20 protein-coding genes and 1 tRNA gene are annotated in these 19670 nt (G+C 58.0%); 8 read left to right on the forward strand and 13 right to left on the reverse strand.

Translation table 11 applies throughout. The annotated features are described in order from the left end of the window. The 4 genes from DLM_RS17550 to DLM_RS17560 all read right to left on the reverse strand — a co-directional run bounded on the left by DLM_RS17550 (position 1) and on the right by DLM_RS17560 (position 4101). Positions 1 to 1284, reverse strand: a complete 1284-nt coding sequence (locus tag DLM_RS17550; RefSeq protein WP_089085194.1) for a hypothetical protein — start codon at positions 1282 to 1284, stop codon at positions 1 to 3. Between the two features lie 106 nt (positions 1285 to 1390). Next, complete coding sequence (locus DLM_RS17555) at positions 1391 to 2581, reverse strand: MFS transporter (protein ID WP_331852732.1); 1191 nt, start codon at positions 2579 to 2581, stop codon at positions 1391 to 1393. Then, positions 2529 to 2669 (reverse strand): hypothetical protein, encoded by a 141-nt coding sequence (locus DLM_RS23530; RefSeq protein WP_197715442.1) that lies wholly within the window; start codon positions 2667 to 2669, stop codon positions 2529 to 2531. The genes DLM_RS17555 and DLM_RS23530 overlap by 53 nt, the downstream gene beginning before the upstream one ends. Further along, positions 2656 to 4101: a M20 family metallopeptidase gene (locus DLM_RS17560; protein WP_089085195.1), complete on the reverse strand. Its 1446-nt coding sequence runs from the start codon at positions 4099 to 4101 to the stop codon at positions 2656 to 2658. The genes DLM_RS23530 and DLM_RS17560 overlap by 14 nt, the downstream gene beginning before the upstream one ends. A gap of 131 nt (positions 4102 to 4232) precedes the next feature. Here DLM_RS17560 and DLM_RS17565 point away from each other — a divergent pair, with 131 nt between their 5' ends. The 5 genes from DLM_RS17565 (at position 4233) to DLM_RS17585 (ending at position 9248) form a co-directional block, all read left to right on the forward strand. Beyond that, entirely contained in the window at positions 4233 to 5138 is a 906-nt protein-coding gene (locus tag DLM_RS17565; protein ID WP_089085196.1) for a LysR family transcriptional regulator, read from the forward strand. 216 nt (positions 5139 to 5354) lie between these two features. Next, positions 5355 to 5879 (forward strand): DUF3304 domain-containing protein, encoded by a 525-nt coding sequence (locus tag DLM_RS17570; protein WP_089085197.1) that lies wholly within the window; start codon positions 5355 to 5357, stop codon positions 5877 to 5879. Then, a complete protein-coding gene (locus DLM_RS17575) occupies positions 5861 to 6433 on the forward strand; it encodes a DUF3304 domain-containing protein (RefSeq protein ID WP_167467150.1) in 573 nt (190 codons plus the stop codon). The genes DLM_RS17570 and DLM_RS17575 overlap by 19 nt, the downstream gene beginning before the upstream one ends. Next, positions 6415 to 6999, forward strand: a complete 585-nt coding sequence (locus tag DLM_RS17580) for a DUF3304 domain-containing protein (RefSeq protein ID WP_167467151.1) — start codon at positions 6415 to 6417, stop codon at positions 6997 to 6999. The genes DLM_RS17575 and DLM_RS17580 overlap by 19 nt, the downstream gene beginning before the upstream one ends. Beyond that, positions 6981 to 9248: a T6SS phospholipase effector Tle1-like catalytic domain-containing protein gene (locus DLM_RS17585; protein WP_167467152.1), complete on the forward strand. Its 2268-nt coding sequence runs from the start codon at positions 6981 to 6983 to the stop codon at positions 9246 to 9248. The genes DLM_RS17580 and DLM_RS17585 overlap by 19 nt, the downstream gene beginning before the upstream one ends. A 138-nt stretch (positions 9249 to 9386) precedes the next feature. Here the strand turns inward: DLM_RS17585 and DLM_RS17590 are convergent, their stop codons facing one another. From DLM_RS17590 to rplU, 7 genes are all read right to left on the reverse strand, one after another. Then, entirely contained in the window at positions 9387 to 10154 is a 768-nt protein-coding gene (locus DLM_RS17590; protein ID WP_045847792.1) for an ABC transporter ATP-binding protein, read from the reverse strand. 20 nt (positions 10155 to 10174) lie between these two features. Further along, positions 10175 to 10888, reverse strand: coding sequence for an ABC transporter permease (locus tag DLM_RS17595; protein ID WP_089085200.1), 714 nt, complete (start codon positions 10886 to 10888; stop codon positions 10175 to 10177). Continuing rightward, a complete protein-coding gene (locus DLM_RS17600; RefSeq protein ID WP_045847790.1) occupies positions 10885 to 11574 on the reverse strand; it encodes an ABC transporter permease in 690 nt (229 codons plus the stop codon). The genes DLM_RS17595 and DLM_RS17600 overlap by 4 nt, the downstream gene beginning before the upstream one ends. 227 nt (positions 11575 to 11801) lie before the next feature. Then, positions 11802 to 12581: an ABC transporter substrate-binding protein gene (locus DLM_RS17605; protein WP_089085201.1), complete on the reverse strand. Its 780-nt coding sequence runs from the start codon at positions 12579 to 12581 to the stop codon at positions 11802 to 11804. 413 nt (positions 12582 to 12994) lie between these two features. Then, positions 12995 to 14197: a GTPase ObgE gene (obgE, locus tag DLM_RS17610; RefSeq protein ID WP_089085202.1), complete on the reverse strand. Its 1203-nt coding sequence runs from the start codon at positions 14195 to 14197 to the stop codon at positions 12995 to 12997. Positions 14198 to 14342: 145 nt separating this feature from the next. Beyond that, positions 14343 to 14618 (reverse strand): 50S ribosomal protein L27, encoded by a 276-nt coding sequence (gene rpmA, locus DLM_RS17615; RefSeq protein ID WP_045847787.1) that lies wholly within the window; start codon positions 14616 to 14618, stop codon positions 14343 to 14345. Positions 14619 to 14630: 12 nt separating this feature from the next. After that, positions 14631 to 14942 (reverse strand): 50S ribosomal protein L21, encoded by a 312-nt coding sequence (gene rplU / locus DLM_RS17620; RefSeq protein WP_045847786.1) that lies wholly within the window; start codon positions 14940 to 14942, stop codon positions 14631 to 14633. Positions 14943 to 15174: 232 nt separating this feature from the next. Between rplU and DLM_RS17625 the strand changes: the two genes are divergently transcribed. The 3 genes from DLM_RS17625 to DLM_RS17635 all read left to right on the forward strand — a co-directional run bounded on the left by DLM_RS17625 (position 15175) and on the right by DLM_RS17635 (position 17569). Beyond that, the gene (locus tag DLM_RS17625) at positions 15175 to 16104 is read left to right on the forward strand and encodes a polyprenyl synthetase family protein (RefSeq protein WP_231960268.1); all 930 of its coding nucleotides are present in this window, start codon (positions 15175 to 15177) and stop codon (positions 16102 to 16104) included. Between the two features lie 11 nt (positions 16105 to 16115). Further along, positions 16116 to 16190 (forward strand) — tRNA-Arg (locus DLM_RS17630). 176 nt (positions 16191 to 16366) lie between these two features. Beyond that, positions 16367 to 17569 carry a tyrosine-type recombinase/integrase gene (locus DLM_RS17635; protein ID WP_089085204.1) on the forward strand — a complete coding sequence of 401 codons (1203 nt, stop codon included), beginning with the start codon at positions 16367 to 16369 and terminating at the stop codon, positions 17567 to 17569. Between the two features lie 306 nt (positions 17570 to 17875). Here the strand turns inward: DLM_RS17635 and DLM_RS17640 are convergent, their stop codons facing one another. Together DLM_RS17640 and DLM_RS23165 are read right to left on the reverse strand one after the other, a co-directional pair. Further along, entirely contained in the window at positions 17876 to 18685 is an 810-nt protein-coding gene (locus tag DLM_RS17640) for a ubiquinol-cytochrome C chaperone family protein (RefSeq protein WP_089085205.1), read from the reverse strand. 35 nt (positions 18686 to 18720) lie between these two features. Further along, positions 18721 to 19320 (reverse strand): helix-turn-helix domain-containing protein, encoded by a 600-nt coding sequence (locus tag DLM_RS23165; protein WP_145985883.1) that lies wholly within the window; start codon positions 19318 to 19320, stop codon positions 18721 to 18723. Positions 19321 to 19670 lie beyond the last annotated feature (350 nt).

Raw genomic sequence — 19670 nt, forward strand, 5'->3', positions numbered from 1 at the left:
TTAATTCGGGGTATGGGGAAGCAGCCGCGCATCCGACAGCGTGGCTACTTCCGGGTGTTCGGGTTCAATCACGGCTTCGCCACCGTGCAGGGTGAACGGCAATTTGGCTAGCGCCGCCACAATGCTGGCATCGCCATGGCTTTCCGGGTCGCCAATCAAGGACAGCAAGGACAACCGGTAGGCGGTTTCGTTGTAGCTGTCGGCCAGCACCGCCTGCCGGATGGGGATGTGGTCCGCCCCGCTCTCGCCCAGTTGCAGGCCCAGGGTCAGCAGTTCGTCGTACATGGCTTCGGCGGCAAACAGGCGCTCCACTTCCAGCTCGCCGGACAGGGGCGCGGCCACGCTGCCGGGCAAGGTGGTATTGCCGGCCTTGGCCCGCTCGCGCGCCAGCAGCTCGAATTCCGCCATATCGGCCAGCTCCGGCGTGGCGATGAAAGCCGGTTCCGGGTTGATGGACAGGCAGCCGGTCAGTTGATCAGCCAGTTGGCCCACCGCCTGACGGCGCAGCCAGTCGGCAATATCGGTGGAAGTCAGGCCGGAACTGCCCAGATGCACACGCTGTGCGGCCAACTGCGCCAGTCGGCGCTCGAAAGTACCGGCCAGCGCCAGCATGCGGCTTTGTGCCAGCGCCACCGCCTGCGCCTGATTCAGGGCGGACAGGCTGAGCGTGTCGTCGGCGGTGAGGCTGCGGATGACTTCTGTCGATTTGGCCACCCAGCGCCATACCGCTTCCAGCCGGTGCTGGGCGGCGCGGATGCGGAATTCGGATTGCGATTCCAGCGCCTCTTCAAACTCGCCATACAGCTCGTTCAGCCGCGCCAGCAAGTGCTTGAGTGCGTCGTCCGACAACTGCCCCACCGCCTGGCCAGCCGCCACCTGGCTGGTGAGATAGCCCAGCTCGACATCATCACCGGCAAAGTCAATCAAGGTGGCCAGCGCCGCCAGCGCCACGCGTGCGCCTTCGGACAGCTGGTACTGACCGCCATCGCTGTCGTACACCAGCAATTCGCCCTCGCGCAGGCGGCCCAGAATGGTGGCCAGCTTGGTGTCGTTGAGATAAGCAAAGCGCTGGGCGATTTCCTGCGGCGTCCAGCGCGGCGCGTCGGCGCGGCTGCCCAGTTCGCGCAGCACCAGGAGGCGCATCAGCACCTCCTCGTCGCCACCGCGAAACAGCGTGACAAACACGGACAGATACGGCCAGGCCTGTTGCAGACGATTGACCGCAGACAGCGAATCCGGCGCAATGCCCGGCTGGAAAAAGTCGGCGAGCGATTCCAATGACATTCCGGCATCAAGAAGCAAAAGCGGATTGTCCAAGGCCGGACGGGGGTAAGTCAACGCATCTTGCATGACTGGGGGTGCGTACCAGACCACGGCACGCCCCCCATGCTCAGGCTGCCGACGGCTGCACTTTCGGTGTGCGCCGGCTTTGCGCGATATAGGCCAGTGCGCTCAGGCTGATCAGGGTGGTGAACATCAGGTAAAAGCTGGGGGCCTGATTGCTGCCGGTAGCGCTGATCAGCCACACGATGATGGCCGGGGCAAAACCGCCAAACACCGTCACACCCACGTTATAACCAATGGCCATGCCGGTGGCGCGGGTGGCGGGCGGGAAGATTTCCGACATCAGCGCAGGCAAGGCACCAAAGTAAATGGACTTGAGCAAGGCCAGCCAGCCCACCAGCACATACAGCGCCCAGGCACTGCCGCTCAGGGACACATACAGGAACACCGGGTAAATGGTGAGGGCAAACAGCACCCCGGCCACGGTCATCTGCTTCAGCCGCCCGATGCGGTCGGACAGCCAGCCGGAAAATGGCGTCACCACGGTGAGGATCACCCCGGCCAGAATACTGGCGGCAAAGCCGGTGGCGGCATCCATCTTGAGCTGGCGGATGGCAAAGGTGGGCACGTATTGCAGCATGTAATTGACCGCAGTGGACACGGTAATCACCCCGATGGCCGCCAGCACCATGCTTTTTTGGCTGAGCAAGATATCGCGTACCGGGGTGGCGGTGTGTTCGGCTTGCGTAAAACTGGGCGCATCGTCCAGATAGCGCCGCATCAACAAACCGGCCGGGCCAATCAGCAAGCCGAAGAAGAAGGGAATGCGCCAGCCCCAGGCCAGCAGTTCCTCATGCGTCAGCAGCTTGACCAGGCCATAACCAAACAGCGATGCCAGCAAGGTGGACAAGCCCTGGGTGGCAAACTGCCAACTGGCGAGAAACCCACGCCGATGCGGCGCATGCTCGATCAGCATGGCGGTGGACGCGCCAAACTCGCCGCCCGCGGAAAAGCCCTGAATCAGGCGCGCCAGAAAAATGCCGATGGGTGCCGCCACGCCGATCTGCGCATAAGTGGGCAGCAGGGCGATGATGGCGGTGCCCACCATCATCAGGCTGACTGTCAGCAGCAGCGCGACCTTGCGGCCATGGCGGTCGGCATAGCTGCCCAGTACCACACCGCCCAGGGGGCGGATCAGGTAGGAGGCACCGAAGGAGCCGAAGGTCAGCAGCATGGAGGCGGTTTCATTTCCCGCCGGGAAAAAATGATATGCAACATACACGGCGAAAAAAGCCATAGATGGCAATATCAAACCATTCCAGCGCATTGCCAATGGAAGTGGCCACCACAATGCGGGTCAGGCTGATGGGTTTAGCTGTCGACATGTTTGTCTCCTGAATAGGCCAAGGCCTGGTCAACCAGTTGGCTACCCTGCTCGCCCAGATCCCACCAGATGCCGGCCATCAACCCCAGCGCCTCGCGGGCCACAGGTGCCAGCAAATGCTCGTTGGGGGCATGCTGGGAGCAACCAGGATATGAGTGTGGCAGCCACAAGGTGGGCAAACCCAGGATGTCGGCAAAGGCATCATTGGGTACGGTACCAGCGAGATTGGGCAGTAAGGCGGCAGGCTGGCCGGTAGTGTTGCGGATGGACGCCATGGCCCATTCAACCCATGGGTGATCCAGCGCCAGTCGGGTAGCGGCAGAACTGGATAAAATACGCACCTGCACATGTTCCAAACCATGCTGCTGCAAGTGCGACGCGATATGCTGCCGGGTATTACGCCAATCCGTCCCCACTACAAAGCGCAGTTGGCACACCGCCTTGGCGCTGGGTGGAATGGCATTTTCCGGTATACGTACATCGCCAGACTCCAGCGCCAGCACTTCCAGCGCATTCCAGCCGATCACGCGCTCCAGCGGCGTCAGGCCAGGTTCGCCCCAGTTAGCATCCACCGCCGGGCTGTTCTCTTCACCTGCCAGTGTCAGGTTAGCCAATGCTCGTTTTACCCCATCTTCCAACGGAGGTGGACGCAAGCCTGGCACCTGAATCACCCCGTGCGCATCCACCAGGCAGGCCAAAGCATGCGCCAACACCACCGCGGGGTTACGCAAAGCCCCACCCCAATTACCGGAGTGCTGGCTACTCTCACGTAAGATCAGCTGTAATTCAAACACCACACTGCCGCGCGAACCCAGAAACAAGGTAGGTCGATCAGCATTGACACGCGGTCCATCGGAGGCAATGAATACATCCGCCTGCAAGGCGGATGATTCGGCTTGGCAAATCTCCCGTAAACCGGGCGAGCCGATTTCCTCGCCACTTTCAAACAGCCATTTGCTGTTAAAGCCTAATCGACCACCACGGCTTTGCCGCACCGCCTCCAATGCCGCCAGATTGATGGTGTGCTGGCCCTTGTTATCCGCCGTACCCCGGCCATACCAGCGCCCCTGCTCCACTGTCACCAGCCAGGGACTCAAGCCGTTGCGCCAGTTCATATCATCGCCACGTACCACATCGGCATGGCCATAGCTCAGCGCGGTGGGCAAACCGTCGGCCTCATGTCGCTCGGCCAGCAGGAATGGCGCCAGCGGTGCCACCGGGTTGGCCAATATCCGGCAGTGAAAGCCCATGCGCTGTAGGGTGGGTATCAACTCCTGCTGGAAGTAAGCCAGATGGGTGGCCGCCTGTGCCGGATCCTGGCTTTCGGTATGAAAGCCTACCCGGCGTTGCAGATCGCCCAATAAACCGCCTTGATCAAAGTAGGCCTGCGCCTTGGCAATTGCTTCCTTGCGCTGGGCATGTATTTGCGTCATCGACTCTTACCTCACACCTTGTTTAACGTTGAATGGCTGGTGCAGTCTAAGAACGCCAAATCATTGATGACAATTGACATTATTGCCATTCAGGCAATTGAACTTGCCAAAATAGCAATAGGGGGAACCGGATGCTGCATGGCATTGCACTTAAATATTTTGTTGAAGTAGCTCGCTGCGGCTCCTTGGGTGGTGCGGCAGAAAACCTGCAAGTTGCGGTCTCTGCCATCAGTCGGCAAATCACCAAACTGGAGCAGGAAACCGGCACGCTACTGTTTGAGCGTCAGCCTCGTGGCATGGTACTGACCGAGGCCGGACAGCTACTGGCCGATCACGCCCGCCGCGCGCTGCTAGATGCCCAGTTGGTGCTAGGCGAAATATCTTCGCGCCATGCCAGCGGCGACGGCATGGTGCGACTCGCCAGCACCGATGGGTTTGCCCATGCATTTCTGCCTGATGTGATGCTGCTCTATCACCTGAGTTATCCGCATACCCGCTTTGTTTTGCAGGTGGGCAGCCCAGAGCAGGTACGCCACTGGATAAGTACCGGCGAAGCCGACATCGGGTTGGGCTTTGCCGTAGAAAACACCCATGGTATTGACCTGACACTGCAACATACAGCACCGGTATGCGCGCTGCTGCGCCCCGGCCACCCTTTGGCAGAAAAGGAGGTACTCAGCCTGGAGGATCTGACCCGCTATCCGCTGGCCATCCTGGAGCGCGGCAACACGGTGCGGCAATTGCTGGAATGGAGCTTTAGCACACAGGGCAAGGTGTTCAGCCCGCTGCTGAGCTGCGGACACTCCAGCACCCTGCACCGCTTTGCCGCCCACACCGACACCATTGCGCTGGGCAGCCGACTGGCCATTCACGGCCTGCCCGAATGCAGCAGGCTGCTGGCAAAAAACATCGACGAACCGCTGCTGCAACAAAGACAGCTGCAACTGATGACCATGCAGGACCGCCGCCTGCCACCCGCGGTCAGCCAGTTTCTGCAATTGCTACAGCAACAACTGCACACCGCGCTGGAGGCCTGAGCCACGCGACAGGCACCGGCGATGCTGCCACGGTACGGCCAGCTCCTCTGCCATGCTATTGAAAACGCTGAAGTATCCAGCGCTAATCACCACCACTTCTGATAGGCAATCATCTGTCATCAGCCAATAATTGCCGATGTCATGCTGCTTGCCAGACTGCCCATCCCCTGCTGTGTCGGGCAATAGATTGGCCAGCTAGCCCTCAGGAGCCCACCAATGACACAACCCCCGCGACGTCTGCTGCTGGCCAGCTGCCTGCTCGCCCTGCTGACAGCCTGCGCCGGCGGCTCATCCTCCTTCAGCCTGATCGGCGCACCGGTACGGGTGTATGACCTGACCGGAAAGATGGACACCATTCTGGATGCTGAATTCGACTTTATCGATCGTATGGGTGCGCCTGGCCGGGGAGGTGAAGTGTGCTGCGCCAGCCTGCCAAAGAAGTGGTATCCCGGCATGATCGCCACCGTGCGCTGGGTGAAAGACCCTGATGCGTCCCTGCTTTACCCAACAGATCCTGATGAATTTAGGGCTTATATAAAAAAGAAAAGAGCCACCTACCAACGCCTCAGCGCCCAGATGGAACTGCTGCCCTATACCCGCACCTGTGGTGTCACCCTGGTGTTTCTGCCGTGCGATCAAGTCCGCGTCACCATTGATTGCGATCAGGAAGGCCCCCTGATCAGCCAATGGCGGCAACAAGCCGCCGCGATGAAAGGAAAGTCATGTCCCAACACACCGTAAACCCGCACAGCACCATCCAGCCCCGTCCACCGCCACCACGCAGGCGACGGCGGCTACTGGCCAGCTGCCTGCTCGCCCTGCTGACCGCCTGCGCCGGCAGCTCCTCCTCCTTCAGCCTGATCGGCGCACCGGTGCGGGTGTATGACCTGACCGGGCAACGAGGAACCATTCTGGATGCCGGGTTCGATTTTATCGGCCGCACGGGCGCTCCTGGAGAAGGGGGAGAGGTGTGCTGCGCCAGCCTGCCGAAGAAGTGGTATCCCGGCATGATCGCCACCGTGCGCTGGGTGAAAGATCCCGATGCGTCGCTGCTCTACCCAACGGGTCAAAAAGCATTTACGGCATACATGAAAAGAAAAGAAGCCACCTACCAACGCCTCAGCGCCCAGGTGGAACTGCTGCCCTATATCCGCACCTGTGGTGTCACCCTGGTGTTTCTGCCGTGCGATCAAGTCCGCGTCACCATTGATTGCGATCAGGAAGGCCCCCTGATCAGCCAATGGCGGCAACAAGCCGCCGCGATGAAAGGAAAGTCATGTCCCAACACACCGTAAACCCGCACAGCACCATCCAGCCCCGTCCACCGCCACCACGCAGGCGACGGCGGCTACTGGCCAGCTGCCTGCTCGCCCTGCTGACCGCCTGCGCCGGCAGCTCCTCCTCCTTCAGCCTGATCGGCGCACCGGTGCGGGTGTATGACCTGACCGGGAAAATTTACACCATTCTGGATGCCGAATTCGACTTCATCGGCCGCACGGGCGCGCCTGGCGCTGGAGGTGAGGTGTGCTGCGCCAGCCTGCCGAAGAAGTGGTATCCCGGCATGATCGCCACCGTGCGCTGGCTTAAAGATCCTGACGCCTGTCTGGATTGCGCACCCAATATTGACAAGGAGAAGAAGAAATTTAAGGAATACATGAAAAAGAAAGAAGCCACCTACCAACGCCTCAGCGCCCAGGTGGAACTGCTGCCCTATACCCGCACCTGTGGTGTCACCCTGGTGTTTCTGCCGTGCGATCAAGTCCGCGTCACCATTGATTGCGATCAGGAAGGCCCCCTGGTCAGCCAATGGCGGCAACAAGCCGCCGCGATGAAAGGAAAGTCATGTCCCAACACACCGTAAACCTGGCCACCGCCCACACCGCCCCACCCTGGGATGAAACACGTGATGCCTTCCCCAGTGATGCCCAGGTGTTGCGCGCCAACCGCATGAGCCAAAGCCGGGAAATGGATGCGCTTTACTTTGCCGCCCATGTCAAACGCAGGCCGCCGCCCTGCGGCATGGTATGCAATGTCTCGCTGTTTTTTGATGGCACCAATAACCATCTGTACACCGACGAAGCGCAGAACAACCACTCCAATATTGGCCGGTTGTTCCGCGCCGCCATTCAGGGAGACAGAGCAGCAAGGGATGGCTTTTTTGCCTATTACCTGCAAGGGGTGGGCACCCAGTTTCGCGAGATCAAGGAGGATGGGCCGTCATCCGCGGGGCTGCAATATGCCGCTGGCGGGCAGATGCGCATTCACTGGGGTTTTACCCGCCTGATTGATGCCCTGCAACGCACCATCAGCCCGGATGTGGATAAATTCCCGAACCGGCTGGAAGATGCCGATGCCTACAACATTGCCAGCGCCATGGAGTTTCCCCCGTTAAATGACCCCAACGATGAGTTGCAGCAACAAAAGCGTAACTGGCCGGCAGCTTGGCGGCGCAAGGAGGCGATGAAGCTGGGCCTGGCCAAGGTGCTCACCCACCGACAGAACCAGGAAGTGCCTACCGTGGCCTGCCTGAAAGTGTATGTATATGGCTTTTCGCGCGGGGCGGCCGAGGCGCGCACCTTTGTCTACTGGCTGCATGAAATGTGTGAGCGTGGCGATGACGGTGGCTATACGTTATTTGGCATCCCGATCAAGATTCCGTTTATTGGCCTGTTTGATACCGTGGCATCGGTGGGCCTGGCCGCGCTGACCGCCCCGGCGCTGGGCCATATGGGCTGGGCGGACGACACCATGCCGCTGCCGGATGCCCCCGGCCTGATCGGCCAGCATGTGCACCTGGTATCGGCGCACGAGCAGCGCATCTGCTTTCCGCTGGATTCCACACGTTGGGATACCGGCCACTACCCACCCGGCCACCTGGGGGAATTTGTCTACCCCGGCGTACATTCCGATGTGGGCGGTGGCTATGGCCTGGGCGAACAGGGCAAGGCACGCGACGGTATTGGCTCGCAGCTGTCGCAGATCGCCCTGCGCCGCATGTATCTGTTTGCTTTTCACGCTGGCGCGCCGTTGAGGCTGCCCAAGCAGGTGTTTATCGACACACAGGCCAGCATCCAATTTATCGAGGATTGGCGCTGGATGGATGAGCGCATTACAAAGACGTTTGAAGTAGATGACGAACTCATCCAACGCTTCAATGCCTGGGCCGTACGGCAGGACTGCCAGCAAGACACTGTGGAACGCATCATCGCCCGCCAGACTGCGCTGATAACCGCCTGGCGCATTGCCCGCTATGCCGGCGGCCTGGGCGGGGAAGGCGGGGTGTCGCAGGAGCAGTTGCCGTATTACCGCAGCATTCCGGAGGATAACCCGGCGCAAATCGCTTGGACGCGCCAGGCCTGGGAGCAAGCCCGCGCCAGCGATGCGGCCCAGGCCCGGCTGCAACAGGTGCAAGCCGACAATACCGCCCGCAAGGAGCGAGGCAAAGCCATCGACCAGCGCGCACTGGAACGGGCGCAGCAGCAAGTGGCCCAGCAGCCCATGCCCAGCGGGGTGCGCAACCCGGCCACCGGCCAGCAGGTAAGTGACAAGCTGCCGTCTTACGCCAAGGATTTCGACCCCAGCATGGATAAATCGCAGTTGCGCAATGCGGCCAGGGAATTCCGGGTGCATTATCTGCACTGGAAAAAAGTGGAGCCGCGCTACGACGCCCAAGGCCAGGCCATTGCCGTACCCGACCCGCTGGCCATAAAAGGCGAGCGCCCAGCCTGGCAAACCATTCCACCGCCCCCCAGGGTGGGGACGTTCACCTGGAAAGACTGGCTGCTGCGCCTGGTTGGCATTGGCAGCGTGCAGTCCATGGCACCGGAGCATGCTTATGAATCGGTCTTTCTATTGCGCCACAGCGAGCAGATGTATGCCCAACTGATGGCAGACCCTAACTTGTTGGCGCTATTTGATGAGCACATTCACGATTCGCGGGCCTGGTTCATGGTGGCCAGCACCGGCAACCGCGAGCCGTATGCCAGTTATTTCCGGCTGCGTACCATTCTGTACAATGACAAAACCAATAAGGACTACCAGCGGGATATTCCGGATGTGGAGAAACGCTGCCAGATACCGGCGGTTCCGGATTGGTATGGTCGGCTGTAACGCGGCCAAGCCACAGCCTGCTACTTGCGGCGTAACCGAGCACCCTGTTGCTGACTGCGCTTAGTCGCTAAAACGACAAGCGCAAAAAAGCAGCCCATCTCACAATGGGCCGCTTTTGCTTTTTTAAAAACAGATAACTTATTTCAGGCTGCCGGACAGAAAAGCCTTCAGGCGTTCGCTCTTGGTATTGCCGAATACTTCGTCCGGGTGGCCTTCTTCTTCCACCCGGCCCTGATGCAGGAACATCACGTGGTTGGACACATTACGGGCAAAGCCCATTTCATGGGTCACCACCACCATGGTGCGGCCTTCTTCGGCCAGGGTCTGCATCACCTTGAGCACTTCGCCCACCAGTTCCGGGTCCAGCGCCGAGGTGGGTTCGTCAAACAGCATCACTTCCGGTTCCATCGCCAGCGCACGGGCAATGGCCACACGCTGCTGCTGGCCGCCGGACATGTGCGCCGGATACTTGGCCTGGGCCTGGGCGTCCAGCCCTACTTTGCGCAGGTATTTTTCGGCGCGGGCAATGGCTTCGTCACGCGACAGGCCCAGCACATGAATGGGGGCTTCGATGACGTTTTCCAGCACCGTCATGTGGCTCCACAGATTGAAATGCTGGAACACCATGGCCAGCTTGGCACGCATGGCTTGCAGCTGTTTGTGGTCGGCCGGTACCAGTTCGCCCTGCTTGTTCTTTTGCAGGGTGATTTCCTCGCCACCCAGGCTGATGCTGCCTGCGTTGGGTTTTTCCAGGAAGTTGATGCAGCGCAGGAAGGTACTTTTCCCGGAGCCGGAAGAACCGATGATGCTGATTACATCGCCTGCCTTGGCCTTGAGCGAGATGCCCTTGAGCACTTCGTGGCTGCCATAGCTCTTGTGCAGGTCTTTAACGACTAGCTTTTCCATCTTTTATCCTTGCGGGTAACTCAGGCCTTCATCGGGCGCAAATGCGCCAGCCACTTGCTTTCCGCCTTGCGGAACAGGGCCACCAGAACAAAGGTGATACACAGGTAAATCAATGCAGCCAGACCAAAGGCATTGAACGAATCATAGGTGGCGGCATTGGCATCGCGCGCCACTTTCAGGATGTCCGGCACGGTGGCGGTAAAGGCAACGGTGGTGGCATGCAGCATCAGGATCACCTCGTTGCTGTAGGCCGGCAGCGCGCGGCGCAAGGCCGACGGAATGATGACCCGGCGATACAGGGTGAACTTGCTCATGCCGTAGGCACGGCCCGCTTCGATTTCACCATACGGCGTGGCCTTGATGGCACCGGCGAAGATTTCGGTGGTATAGGCACAGGTATTCAGGCCGAAAGCCAGAATGGTGCAGTTATACCCTTCGCGGAAGAAGTGGTTGAGAAAGCCCACTTCGCGCACCACGTCCAGGCTGTACATGCCGGTGTAAAAGAACAGCAGCTGGATGTACAGCGGCGTGCCACGGAACACGTAGGAAAACAGCCATACCGGGCTGGACAGCCATTTGGACTTGGACACCCGGGCAATAGCCAGCGGAATGGATGCGCAAAAACCGAAGGCAATGGAAACCACCAGCAGCCACATGGTGACGGCCAGGCCGGACAGGTGATAGCCGTCCGACCACAGGAAGGCTTTCCAGTATTGTTGGATGATGTCGATCACAGGTCTGCCTCCCGCACGCCGGTGGAGTAGCGGCGTTCCAGCCACATCAGCACCACGCTGGAAACCGTTGTCAGAATCAGGTAAATGGCACCGGCCACCAGGGTGAAGAAGAACACGCGGTAGGAGCTCTTGCCCGCATCAATCGATGCTTTCACCACATCGGACAAACCGATGATGGACACCAGCGCGGTGGCCTTGAGCATGACTTGCCAGTTATTGGAAATACCCGGCAGGGCAAAGCGCATGACCTGGGGAAACTGGATGCGGGAGAAGGTTTGCCAGCTGCTCATGCCATAGGCAATGCCGGCTTCGATCTGGCCTTTGGGCACAGACAGGAACGCCCCGCGGAAAGTCTCGGTAAAGTAGGCCCCGTAGATGAAGCCCAGGGTAAACACACCGGACACGAAGGGGTTGAGGTTGATCTGCTCCATGCCTTGCCATTCGGTCAGATGATTCATGCCGATTTGCAGGCTGTAGAAGATCAGCAGCATCAGTACCAGGTCCGGTACGCCGCGAATCAATGTGGTGTAAAGCGTGGCAATGCCCTTGAGCACGGGATTGCTCGACAGCTTGGCGCCAGCGCCACCCAGACCGATGATGAAAGACACCAGAAGTGACATGACTGCCAGCTCCAGCGTGACCCATGCACCGTCCAGGATGATTGGCCCGAATCCATCCAGAAACATGGCCGTTTCCCCTGTATGTTGTTATCGCCGTCCCCGGGTCAGCGCGCGCACATGGCCCGCACCTGCTCTGCGTGAGCGCTTGGTGCCAGCATCTTGCCCGCATTGGCGTCAGGATCAGCGCGTGGCAGCGGACGTAACAGTGGGTGTTACGCATCTCCTCCGCAGCCGTGATGAAAACGCGCCCCGGCTGCAGCAGCGGGGCGCGGTGCCTCTGTCCGTGTTACGACTTATTTGCCGTATACATCAAACGTGAAGTATTTCTTTTCGATTTTCTTGTAGGTGCCGTCTTTGAGCATGCCGGCAATCGCCTTGTCGATGGCAGCTTTCAGATCGGTATCTTCCTTGCGCAGGCCGATGCCGGCACCGGTACCCAGGGTTTTCGGGTCGTTCAGGTTGCCACCGGCGAAGGCAAAGCCCTTGCCTTCCGGCTTTTTCAGGAAGCCTTCGTCAGCCTGGATGGCGTCTTGCAGGGAAGCGTCCAGACGACCGGATGCCAGGTCAGCCAGCACCAGGCTCTGGTTTTGGTACGGAACCACTTCTACACCGCCCGGAGCCCAGTGGGCCTTGGCGTAAGCTTCCTGGATGGTGCCTTGCTCAACACCAACGCGCTTGCCCTTCAGGGAGGCGGCAGTCGGCTGCAGACCCGAGCCGGCCTTGGCAACCATACGGGTCGGGGTATTGAACAGCTTGGCGGAGAAGTTGATTTCCTTCAGGCGTGCTTCGTTGATGGACATGGAGGACAGCACGCCATCGAATTTCTTGGCTTTCAGGGCCGGGATCATGCCGTCGAAGTCGTTTTCCACCCAGACACACTTGGCCTTCAGGCGGGCGCAGATTTCATTGCCCAGGTCGATGTCGAAACCCACCAGTTGACCATTCGGTGCCTTGGACTCGAACGGCGCATAGCTGGCGTCAACGCCAAAACGGATTTCTTTCCAGTCCTTGGCAAAAGCGCCAAAAGAAGTGGCCATCAGCGCCAGAGAAACGGCGGTAATCACTTTTCTCATCAGACTTCTCCTTACTGCTTGGTTTTATTGTTAACACCATGCCGGGCAGCCCCTGCCACCGCAACATATCGATACGCTGCATCAACCTGCTGCCTTATGGGCGGAGCAGGCTGACTGGCGCAATGGTTATATGAATAGCGCAAATTGTCCAGAAGCATGCTTCCGGATACAGGATAAATAACGCATCCATCCTGACCGGAGAGGACAGCCAGGCTTGCTGACGCCCATATCTGGAAAACCAAGTCGCATTCGATTGTATTTTTGAGTACAAAATACAACAAACCCACGTAGAACTACTTATACCATCAGATGGCGCGACATCAAACTTTCAAAATCAGCCCCGCCAGCAATAGACAAGGGACGTAAAAAAGCCGGTCCCATCCGGAACCGGCTTGCATATTGCCTATTCTGGCTCAGCCCTCTTCGCCGTTGGCCTTAGCCGCAGCAGCGGCTGCCTTGGCTGCTTCAGCCGCTTCCAACTGGGCGCGGGCGGCGGCCTTGCGGGCCAGGCGGGCTTCTTCGGCCTGACGTTCGGCTTCTTCGGCTGCCGCACGGGCGCGGGCACGCATGATGCGCAGATAGTTATCAATCGCGCGCACCAGCTCGCGGGTGCCTTCGTGCGTCAGCGCGGAAATGGCAAATACACGCGGGGTGTCGACATCAAACGCCAGGCTGTCGTCCGGCTGGGTCTTGGGCCAGCCATAAGCCTCCAGGAAGGCGCTTACCGTCAGTTCACGCTCTTCTTCCGGCAGCATGTCCAGCTTGTTCAGCACCAGCCAGCGCGGCTTGCCGTGCAGTTCGGCATCGTATTTTTCCAGCTCGGCCACGATGGCACGTGCTTCGCGTACCGGGTCGACATCCGGGTCGAACGGCGCGATATCCACGATGTGCAACAGCAGGCCGGTCCGTTGCAAATGCTTGAGGAAGCGATGGCCCAGGCCAGCGCCTTCGGCAGCACCTTCAATCAGCCCCGGAATATCGGCAATCACGAAGCTGCTGGTATCGTCCATGCGCACCACACCCAGATTGGGGTGCAGGGTGGTAAACGGATAGTCCGCCACCTTGGGGCGTGCGGCCGATACCGAGCGGATGAAGGTGGACTTGCCGGCGTTGGGCATGCCCAACAGGCCTACGTCCGCCAGCACTTTCAGTTCCAGCTTCAGCGTGCGCTGTTCGCCTTCTTCACCCGGCGTGCTCTGACGCGGCGCACGGTTGGTGGACGACTTGAAATGGATATTGCCCAGGCCACCCTTGCCACCGCGGGCAATCATCACCCGTTGGCCGTGATGGGTAAGGTCGGCCACCAGCTCGCCGGTGTCGTGGTCGGTAATCACCGTGCCCACCGGCATGTGCAGTTCGATATCGTCACCGCCCTTGCCGTAGCAATCGGCACCACGGCCACGCTCGCCGTGCTGCGCCAGGTATTTCTTGACGAAACGGTATTCCACCAGGGTATTCACGTTTTCGTCTGCCACGGCAAACACGCTGCCACCCTTGCCACCGTCGCCACCATCCGGGCCGCCAAACGGCACGTACTTTTCGCGACGGAAACTGGCGGCACCATTGCCGCCCTTGCCCGCAAACACTTCGATACGGGCTTCGTCGATAAACTTCATACATCCTCCTTGAGGAGTCAGGCGTCAAGGTTGCATCCGGCAACCAGCCCTCACGCCTTGCCCCTCGTCTGGCCCGCCACATGGCAAGCCGGATAAAAAAAAGCCCTATCTCACAGGATAGGGCTTTCTTGTCTGCAGAAAGCGATTATTCGCCGTCTACACCGGTGTACGGTACCACGGTAACGATCTTGCGTTGCAGAGCACCCTTAACGGTGAACTGAACATAGCCGTCAACCTTGGCAAACAGGGTGTGATCCTTGCCCTGACCAACATTTTCACCAGCGTGGAAACGAGTGCCGCGCTGACGAACAATAATGGAACCTGCCGGAATCAGTTCGCCACCGTAAGCCTTAACGCCCAGGCGTTTGGCTTCGGAGTCACGACCGTTGCGGGAGCTACCGCCTGCTTTTTTGTGTGCCATGACTGTTTATCCTTACTTCGAAATCGCGTCGATGCGGATTTCGGTGAAGTTCTGACGATGACCCTGATGTTTCTGGTAGTGCTTGCGACGACGCATCTTGAAGATACGTACCTTGTCGCCACGACCGTGGGAAACAACAGTAGCCGTAACGGTGGCACCTGCAACCAGCGGGGCGCCTACAACAACCTGTTCACCGTCAGCGACCATCAGCACTTCTTCGAGTACGATTTGGCTGTCGACGTCTGCAGGTATCTGTTCTACTTTGAGTTTTTCACCGATGGCAACCTTGTACTGCTTGCCGCCGGTTTTTATGACCGCATACATTCGCATAGCTCCTAAAGAGGGAATCTTCCTCGCATCACGCGAAGAAGAACGCGAAACTATACGCAGTGTGCAAAAAGTTGTCAATAATTTCATCAGTTTAGCCGCGCAGCAAAGGTGGGCATGGCTGGCTGCATGGCTTTTCTGGTAACATTCCGCGCTTCTGGCTCCGCTAATACAACATCTGGCTAAAACCGTGTCCACCCCGCTATTTCGTACCCTGATCGCTGAAGACATGCAGACCGTAGACCGCGTCATCCGCACACGCCTGCACTCCGATGTAGTTCTCATCCGCCAGGTGGCGGAGTACATCATCACGGCGGGCGGTAAACGCCTGCGTCCGGTACTGACCCTGCTGTCCGGCAAGGCACTGGGTTATGAAGGGGAACATCTGTACGAGTTGGCTGCGATGATCGAATTCATCCACACCGCCACCTTGCTGCACGACGACGTGGTGGATGAATCCGACATGCGCCGTGGCCGCGAAACCGCCAACGCCCTGTTCGGCAATGCCGCCAGCGTGCTGGTGGGTGACTTCCTGTACACCCGCGCCTTCCAGATGATGGTGACCACCAACAATATGCAGATTCTGCAGGTGATGGCCGAAGCCACCAACATCATCGCCGAAGGCGAAGTGCTGCAACTGTTGAATATCGGCAATACCGAACTGTCCGAACAGGACTACCTGCAAGTCATCCAGTACAAGACTGCCAAGCTGTTTGAAGCATCCGCCCGCGTCGGCGCGCTGATTGCCCAGGGCAGCGAGGCACAGATCAAAGCCCTGTCCGACTACGGCATGTATCTGGGCACCGCCTTCCAGATCATCGACGACGTGCTGGACTACAGTGGCGACGCCGACACCATCGGCAAGAGCCTGGGCGACGACCTGGCCGAAGGCAAGGCCACCCTGCCCTTGATCTACACCATGCGCCAAGGCCCCGCCGCCGCTGCCGACGTGGTGCGCCAGGCACTGGAAAACGCCAGCCGCGACCGTTTCCACGATGTATTGGCTGCGGTACAATCCTGCGGCGCGCTGGACTACGCCAAAAACGAAGCCATCAAAGCCGCCGAACAAGCCATTGCCGCCATTGCCGACCTGCCGGACACCCCGGTGAAACAGGCGCTGGTAGAACTGGCCCGCCTGTCGGTGGACCGCAACGCCTAAGCCGGATTGACGTCTCCGTAGTTAAATGGATATAACGGCCCCCTCCTAAGGGGCAGTTACAGGTTCGATTCCTGTCGGGGGCACCACTTGCACTTCCAAAAAAGTCCGATAAAGTCCACAAGAGCCGCACCCAGTAAGGGTTTGCGGCTTTTTTTATGCCTGTGACATCCGAGGACGTCCTGCCACTTCCAGTGGTTTTGTTGGTACAAATGTTGGTACAATTTTCGCAGCAGAAATCTTGTACCAACATTTGGAGGGTGCAATGCCCCTGACAGACGCGCAGATAAAGGCTTTCAGGCCCTCAGAGGACGGCAAGCCAGTCAAGTTGGCCGATGGTCAAGGGCTGTTCCTGATGGTGATGCCAAACGGCTCCAAATACTGGCGCTATCACTACCGCTTTGCTGGTAAGCAAAAGACACTTGCCCTGGGGGTCTACCCAGACATCCCCCTCAAGCAAGCCCGCACCAAACGCGAAGATGCAAGACGCCTGCTGGATCAAAATACTGACCCCGGCCTACAAAAGCAGGTGGATAAGCTCAATGCCAGTGCATCCAATGCGACAACATTCGAACTAATTGCCAGAGAATGGCACGCCAGCGCCAGCCACGAGTGGAGCCAGGACCACGCTGACCGAGTCCTGGCATCTTTGGAAACTCACATCTTCCCTTTCCTGGGTGAACTGCCAATTTCGCAGATCAAGCCGATGCAATTGCTGGCCGTCCTGCAGAAAGTTGAACGTGCAGGTAAAATCGATACCGCTCTACGCCTGAAACAGCGCTGCGCATCCATCTTTGACTTGGCTGTTCGCACTGAGCGCTGCGATACCAATCCAGTAGCTCCGCTCAGCAAGACGCTGCGTACCCAACAATCAACACCGCGCAAGGCCTTGCATCAGGACGACTTACCAGACTTTCTCAAACGCCTGGCCAGCTTCGATGGCAACAAGCAGACTGCCCTGATGATGGAACTGGCCCTGCTCACCTTCACCCGAGTGGGTGAACTGTCACAAGCTAGGTGGGAAGAAATCGACTTCGAGAAGGCCCTGTGGACAATCCCACCGGAGCACCGCAAGCTGCAGGAGAAATTCAAGAACACCGCTCCGCCACACCTGGTACCGCTCTCTAGCAGTGCCATAGCGGTACTGCGCAGCATGGAAGAGATCAGCGGGGGACGGGAGCACGTATTCCCCAACCGTAACGACCCACGCCGCCCGATGTCGCCGGAAACCCTACGCAGAGCCCTGCACAGCATGGGCTACAAGGGAAAGGCCGACGTACATGGCTTCCGGGCAACCGCATCAACCATCCTGAACGAAGCAGGCTTCAACCCTGATGCGATCGAACGTCAGCTATCTCACGTAGAGACCAACAAGGTACGTGCTGCCTATAACCGTGCGGAGTACATAGAAGAGAGAGTCAAGATGATGGAATGGTGGGCTAAATTCTTAGAGAGCCACTCACGTTAATAGCAGCTCATCGATCGAATTGTAATGTGCCGTCCACTTACGTTGGAATTGAGGCTGCAGCAATGCCGCTTTTAGTTCGGGTTTCAGCCGGTATCGAGCATGAAATGCAGATGCTGGGGCCTATTGTCAGGCTGAATACTTTCGTGAGTGCGGATGCAGCAGAAAGAGTGCGATTGGCAGAGCTCTGTCAGGTTTGCACCGTCAGTCCACTGCTGTACCAGTTATTACGGCAAGCAGTGGACCCCCCATTGCATATGGTTAAGGTGCCTGGCAGTCGGTTCGGGTTACCATGCAACACGCGCTCAATTACGCGACAGCCTGTCCACACTCACTACAGAATTTGGCATCAATAGCCATAGGTGCATCACATTTCTTGCACCGCTTAACTGCCGCTTTCTGACGCATGTAGGCCAGATGTACCACACAAGGGACTGTGACGCGGTATGCTGGAGCAGCTAGGTCAAATGCTGTCCAGAGTGCGGTGAGCGCCCACCCAACCGGCCCAGTGAGAATGCTAATACCGCGCAACCACGGAGCCATCACGACTACAGGAATACCGCGTCCCAGAATCGCCTTCGAAACTGCGTTGGCCACAATGACGGTAAGTTTATAAATCCCGAACCCACTCGCCCGTGCTGCTGCGATCAGTGCTGCAGTAGTCATCGGACCGGCACCCTGCGTATAGCCCACACCAAAGTCTTCAAATAGCTTCTTTTTGTCTTCTTCAGACATGTCCTCCATCGATTTTTCGAGCACTTTTGTCAGAACGGAGAACTCAATGTCAGCGATGGGTGCTTTGGCGTTGTAATTGGCCTTCACATGGTCAGCAACATCGCAAACAATTTCCCGGTATTGGACGCCTCGTCCGCCGCGCATCATATTTGCAAAGCCATTTCCCCCAAAAAGGCGCAGCTCTTCAGCAAGTAGCGAACGTTCGCTCTGCGTGAACATGCCGGCCTTACTGGCATCATTCAGAACTTTGCAAACACTAGCATCCAGTGCGATACGTCCACTTCCTTTGTCCGTGATGAAGTCTGCGAGAATGCTGAGATCTTCACCATCTGCATTTTGGATCAGGTCTTCGAGATCACTGTCGATAATAGAATTAATACTCATTACATATCTCCTGATTAAGTTAAGGTGTTACTTGGTTACGTACTGCCTTTGTTCGCCAAACCACGATTAGCGAGTGAGGCGGCAAATGCTGTAAGTTGTTTGCGCGCGACGTGAGTCCGAGCACCGGCTTGCATAAGAGCCTCGGCGATAGTCGCATTGCGCCTCTTTTCCTCATTTTTTGATGCCAACTCATCGTAACGCGCCTGATTTCCAGTAGGGGTACCCCCGAGTGGTGCTTCCAACGGATAGACCTTTGCATAGCGGAGAATCTTGATAGCGCTTAGCGGGCCCTGAATTCCCTGTTCTTCATCAAGCAATGCCGCAGCTCCAAGCATCGTCGGCATGTCCAATGCTGCTTCAATAAGCGCTAGCCACTGTTGCGAGTCCATTAGTAAAAATGCTACCGGTATGCCAAGTTCATCTGCTATCCGACAAAGCGTTCGTAAATCCGGATTTGACTCCCGGCCACCATCTTTTTGAAGGGTTCGAAGAGTGCTCCTGGCAACCCCTGTTGCACGCTGCAGGTCAGTTGAACGAATCCGCTTTGGTTTGCCGTATTCATCCAGCGATCCCGCTACTTTCAAAATGTTTGTCAGGTTTGTTGCGAGAATTTGACCAATGTCTTGAGTTGTCATTTGGTTGTCCGCTGTAAGTGAGTGAATGATTCACCAAAAATGCTACTCTCTCTACCAATAATGGAGTGACTACAATACATTTTTACCAATAATGGAGTTTGTGCACTCCATTATTTTCAAATAAGGGATTTGTAGAGGCACGTCATCTGCGCATCCTTGAATTGAGATTTCAGATGCCACCAGAGACTTGAAGCAATGGATCTAGCTGACCGCTGTGAAGGCCGCATCCGAGTGGCATAGTTGGGCATATCCAAATTCCGGTGTAAAACTGCCGCTCGGCATCTCGTATGTGACCGGCAGCTTCGGACGAACACCAGACCATCCTTATAAATCCAGTTTGTTTCAGACCT

Source organism: Aquitalea magnusonii (assembly GCF_002217795.2).
Taxonomy (GTDB): domain Bacteria; phylum Pseudomonadota; class Gammaproteobacteria; order Burkholderiales; family Chromobacteriaceae; genus Aquitalea; species Aquitalea magnusonii_B.

Bases quoted from the DNA above. Each gene is read 5' to 3' on its own strand.
- DLM_RS17590 (WP_045847792.1), bottom strand. From the start codon at position 10,154: ATGGAAAAGCTAGTCGTTAAAGACCTGCACAAGAGCTATGGCAGCCAC.
- rpmA (WP_045847787.1), bottom strand. From the start codon at position 14,618: ATGGCACACAAAAAAGCAGGCGGTAGCTCCCGCAACGGTCGTGACTCC.
- obgE (WP_089085202.1), bottom strand. From the start codon at position 14,197: ATGAAGTTTATCGACGAAGCCCGTATCGAAGTGTTTGCGGGCAAGGGC.
- DLM_RS17600 (WP_045847790.1), bottom strand. From the start codon at position 11,574: ATGTTTCTGGATGGATTCGGGCCAATCATCCTGGACGGTGCATGGGTC.
- DLM_RS17580 (WP_167467151.1), top strand. From the start codon at position 6,415: ATGTCCCAACACACCGTAAACCCGCACAGCACCATCCAGCCCCGTCCA.
- DLM_RS17555 (WP_331852732.1), bottom strand. From the start codon at position 2,581: ATGGCTTTTTTCGCCGTGTATGTTGCATATCATTTTTTCCCGGCGGGA.
- DLM_RS17625 (WP_231960268.1), top strand. From the start codon at position 15,175: ATGCAGACCGTAGACCGCGTCATCCGCACACGCCTGCACTCCGATGTA.
- DLM_RS17585 (WP_167467152.1), top strand. From the start codon at position 6,981: ATGTCCCAACACACCGTAAACCTGGCCACCGCCCACACCGCCCCACCC.
- DLM_RS23165 (WP_145985883.1), bottom strand. From the start codon at position 19,320: ATGACAACTCAAGACATTGGTCAAATTCTCGCAACAAACCTGACAAAC.
- DLM_RS17640 (WP_089085205.1), bottom strand. From the start codon at position 18,685: ATGAGTATTAATTCTATTATCGACAGTGATCTCGAAGACCTGATCCAA.
- DLM_RS17605 (WP_089085201.1), bottom strand. From the start codon at position 12,581: ATGAGAAAAGTGATTACCGCCGTTTCTCTGGCGCTGATGGCCACTTCT.
- DLM_RS17565 (WP_089085196.1), top strand. From the start codon at position 4,233: ATGCTGCATGGCATTGCACTTAAATATTTTGTTGAAGTAGCTCGCTGC.
- rplU (WP_045847786.1), bottom strand. From the start codon at position 14,942: ATGTATGCGGTCATAAAAACCGGCGGCAAGCAGTACAAGGTTGCCATC.
- DLM_RS23530 (WP_197715442.1), bottom strand. From the start codon at position 2,669: ATGTCGACAGCTAAACCCATCAGCCTGACCCGCATTGTGGTGGCCACT.
- DLM_RS17560 (WP_089085195.1), bottom strand. From the start codon at position 4,101: ATGACGCAAATACATGCCCAGCGCAAGGAAGCAATTGCCAAGGCGCAG.
- DLM_RS17550 (WP_089085194.1), bottom strand. From the start codon at position 1,284: ATGTCATTGGAATCGCTCGCCGACTTTTTCCAGCCGGGCATTGCGCCG.
- DLM_RS17570 (WP_089085197.1), top strand. From the start codon at position 5,355: ATGACACAACCCCCGCGACGTCTGCTGCTGGCCAGCTGCCTGCTCGCC.
- DLM_RS17575 (WP_167467150.1), top strand. From the start codon at position 5,861: ATGTCCCAACACACCGTAAACCCGCACAGCACCATCCAGCCCCGTCCA.
- DLM_RS17635 (WP_089085204.1), top strand. From the start codon at position 16,367: ATGCCCCTGACAGACGCGCAGATAAAGGCTTTCAGGCCCTCAGAGGAC.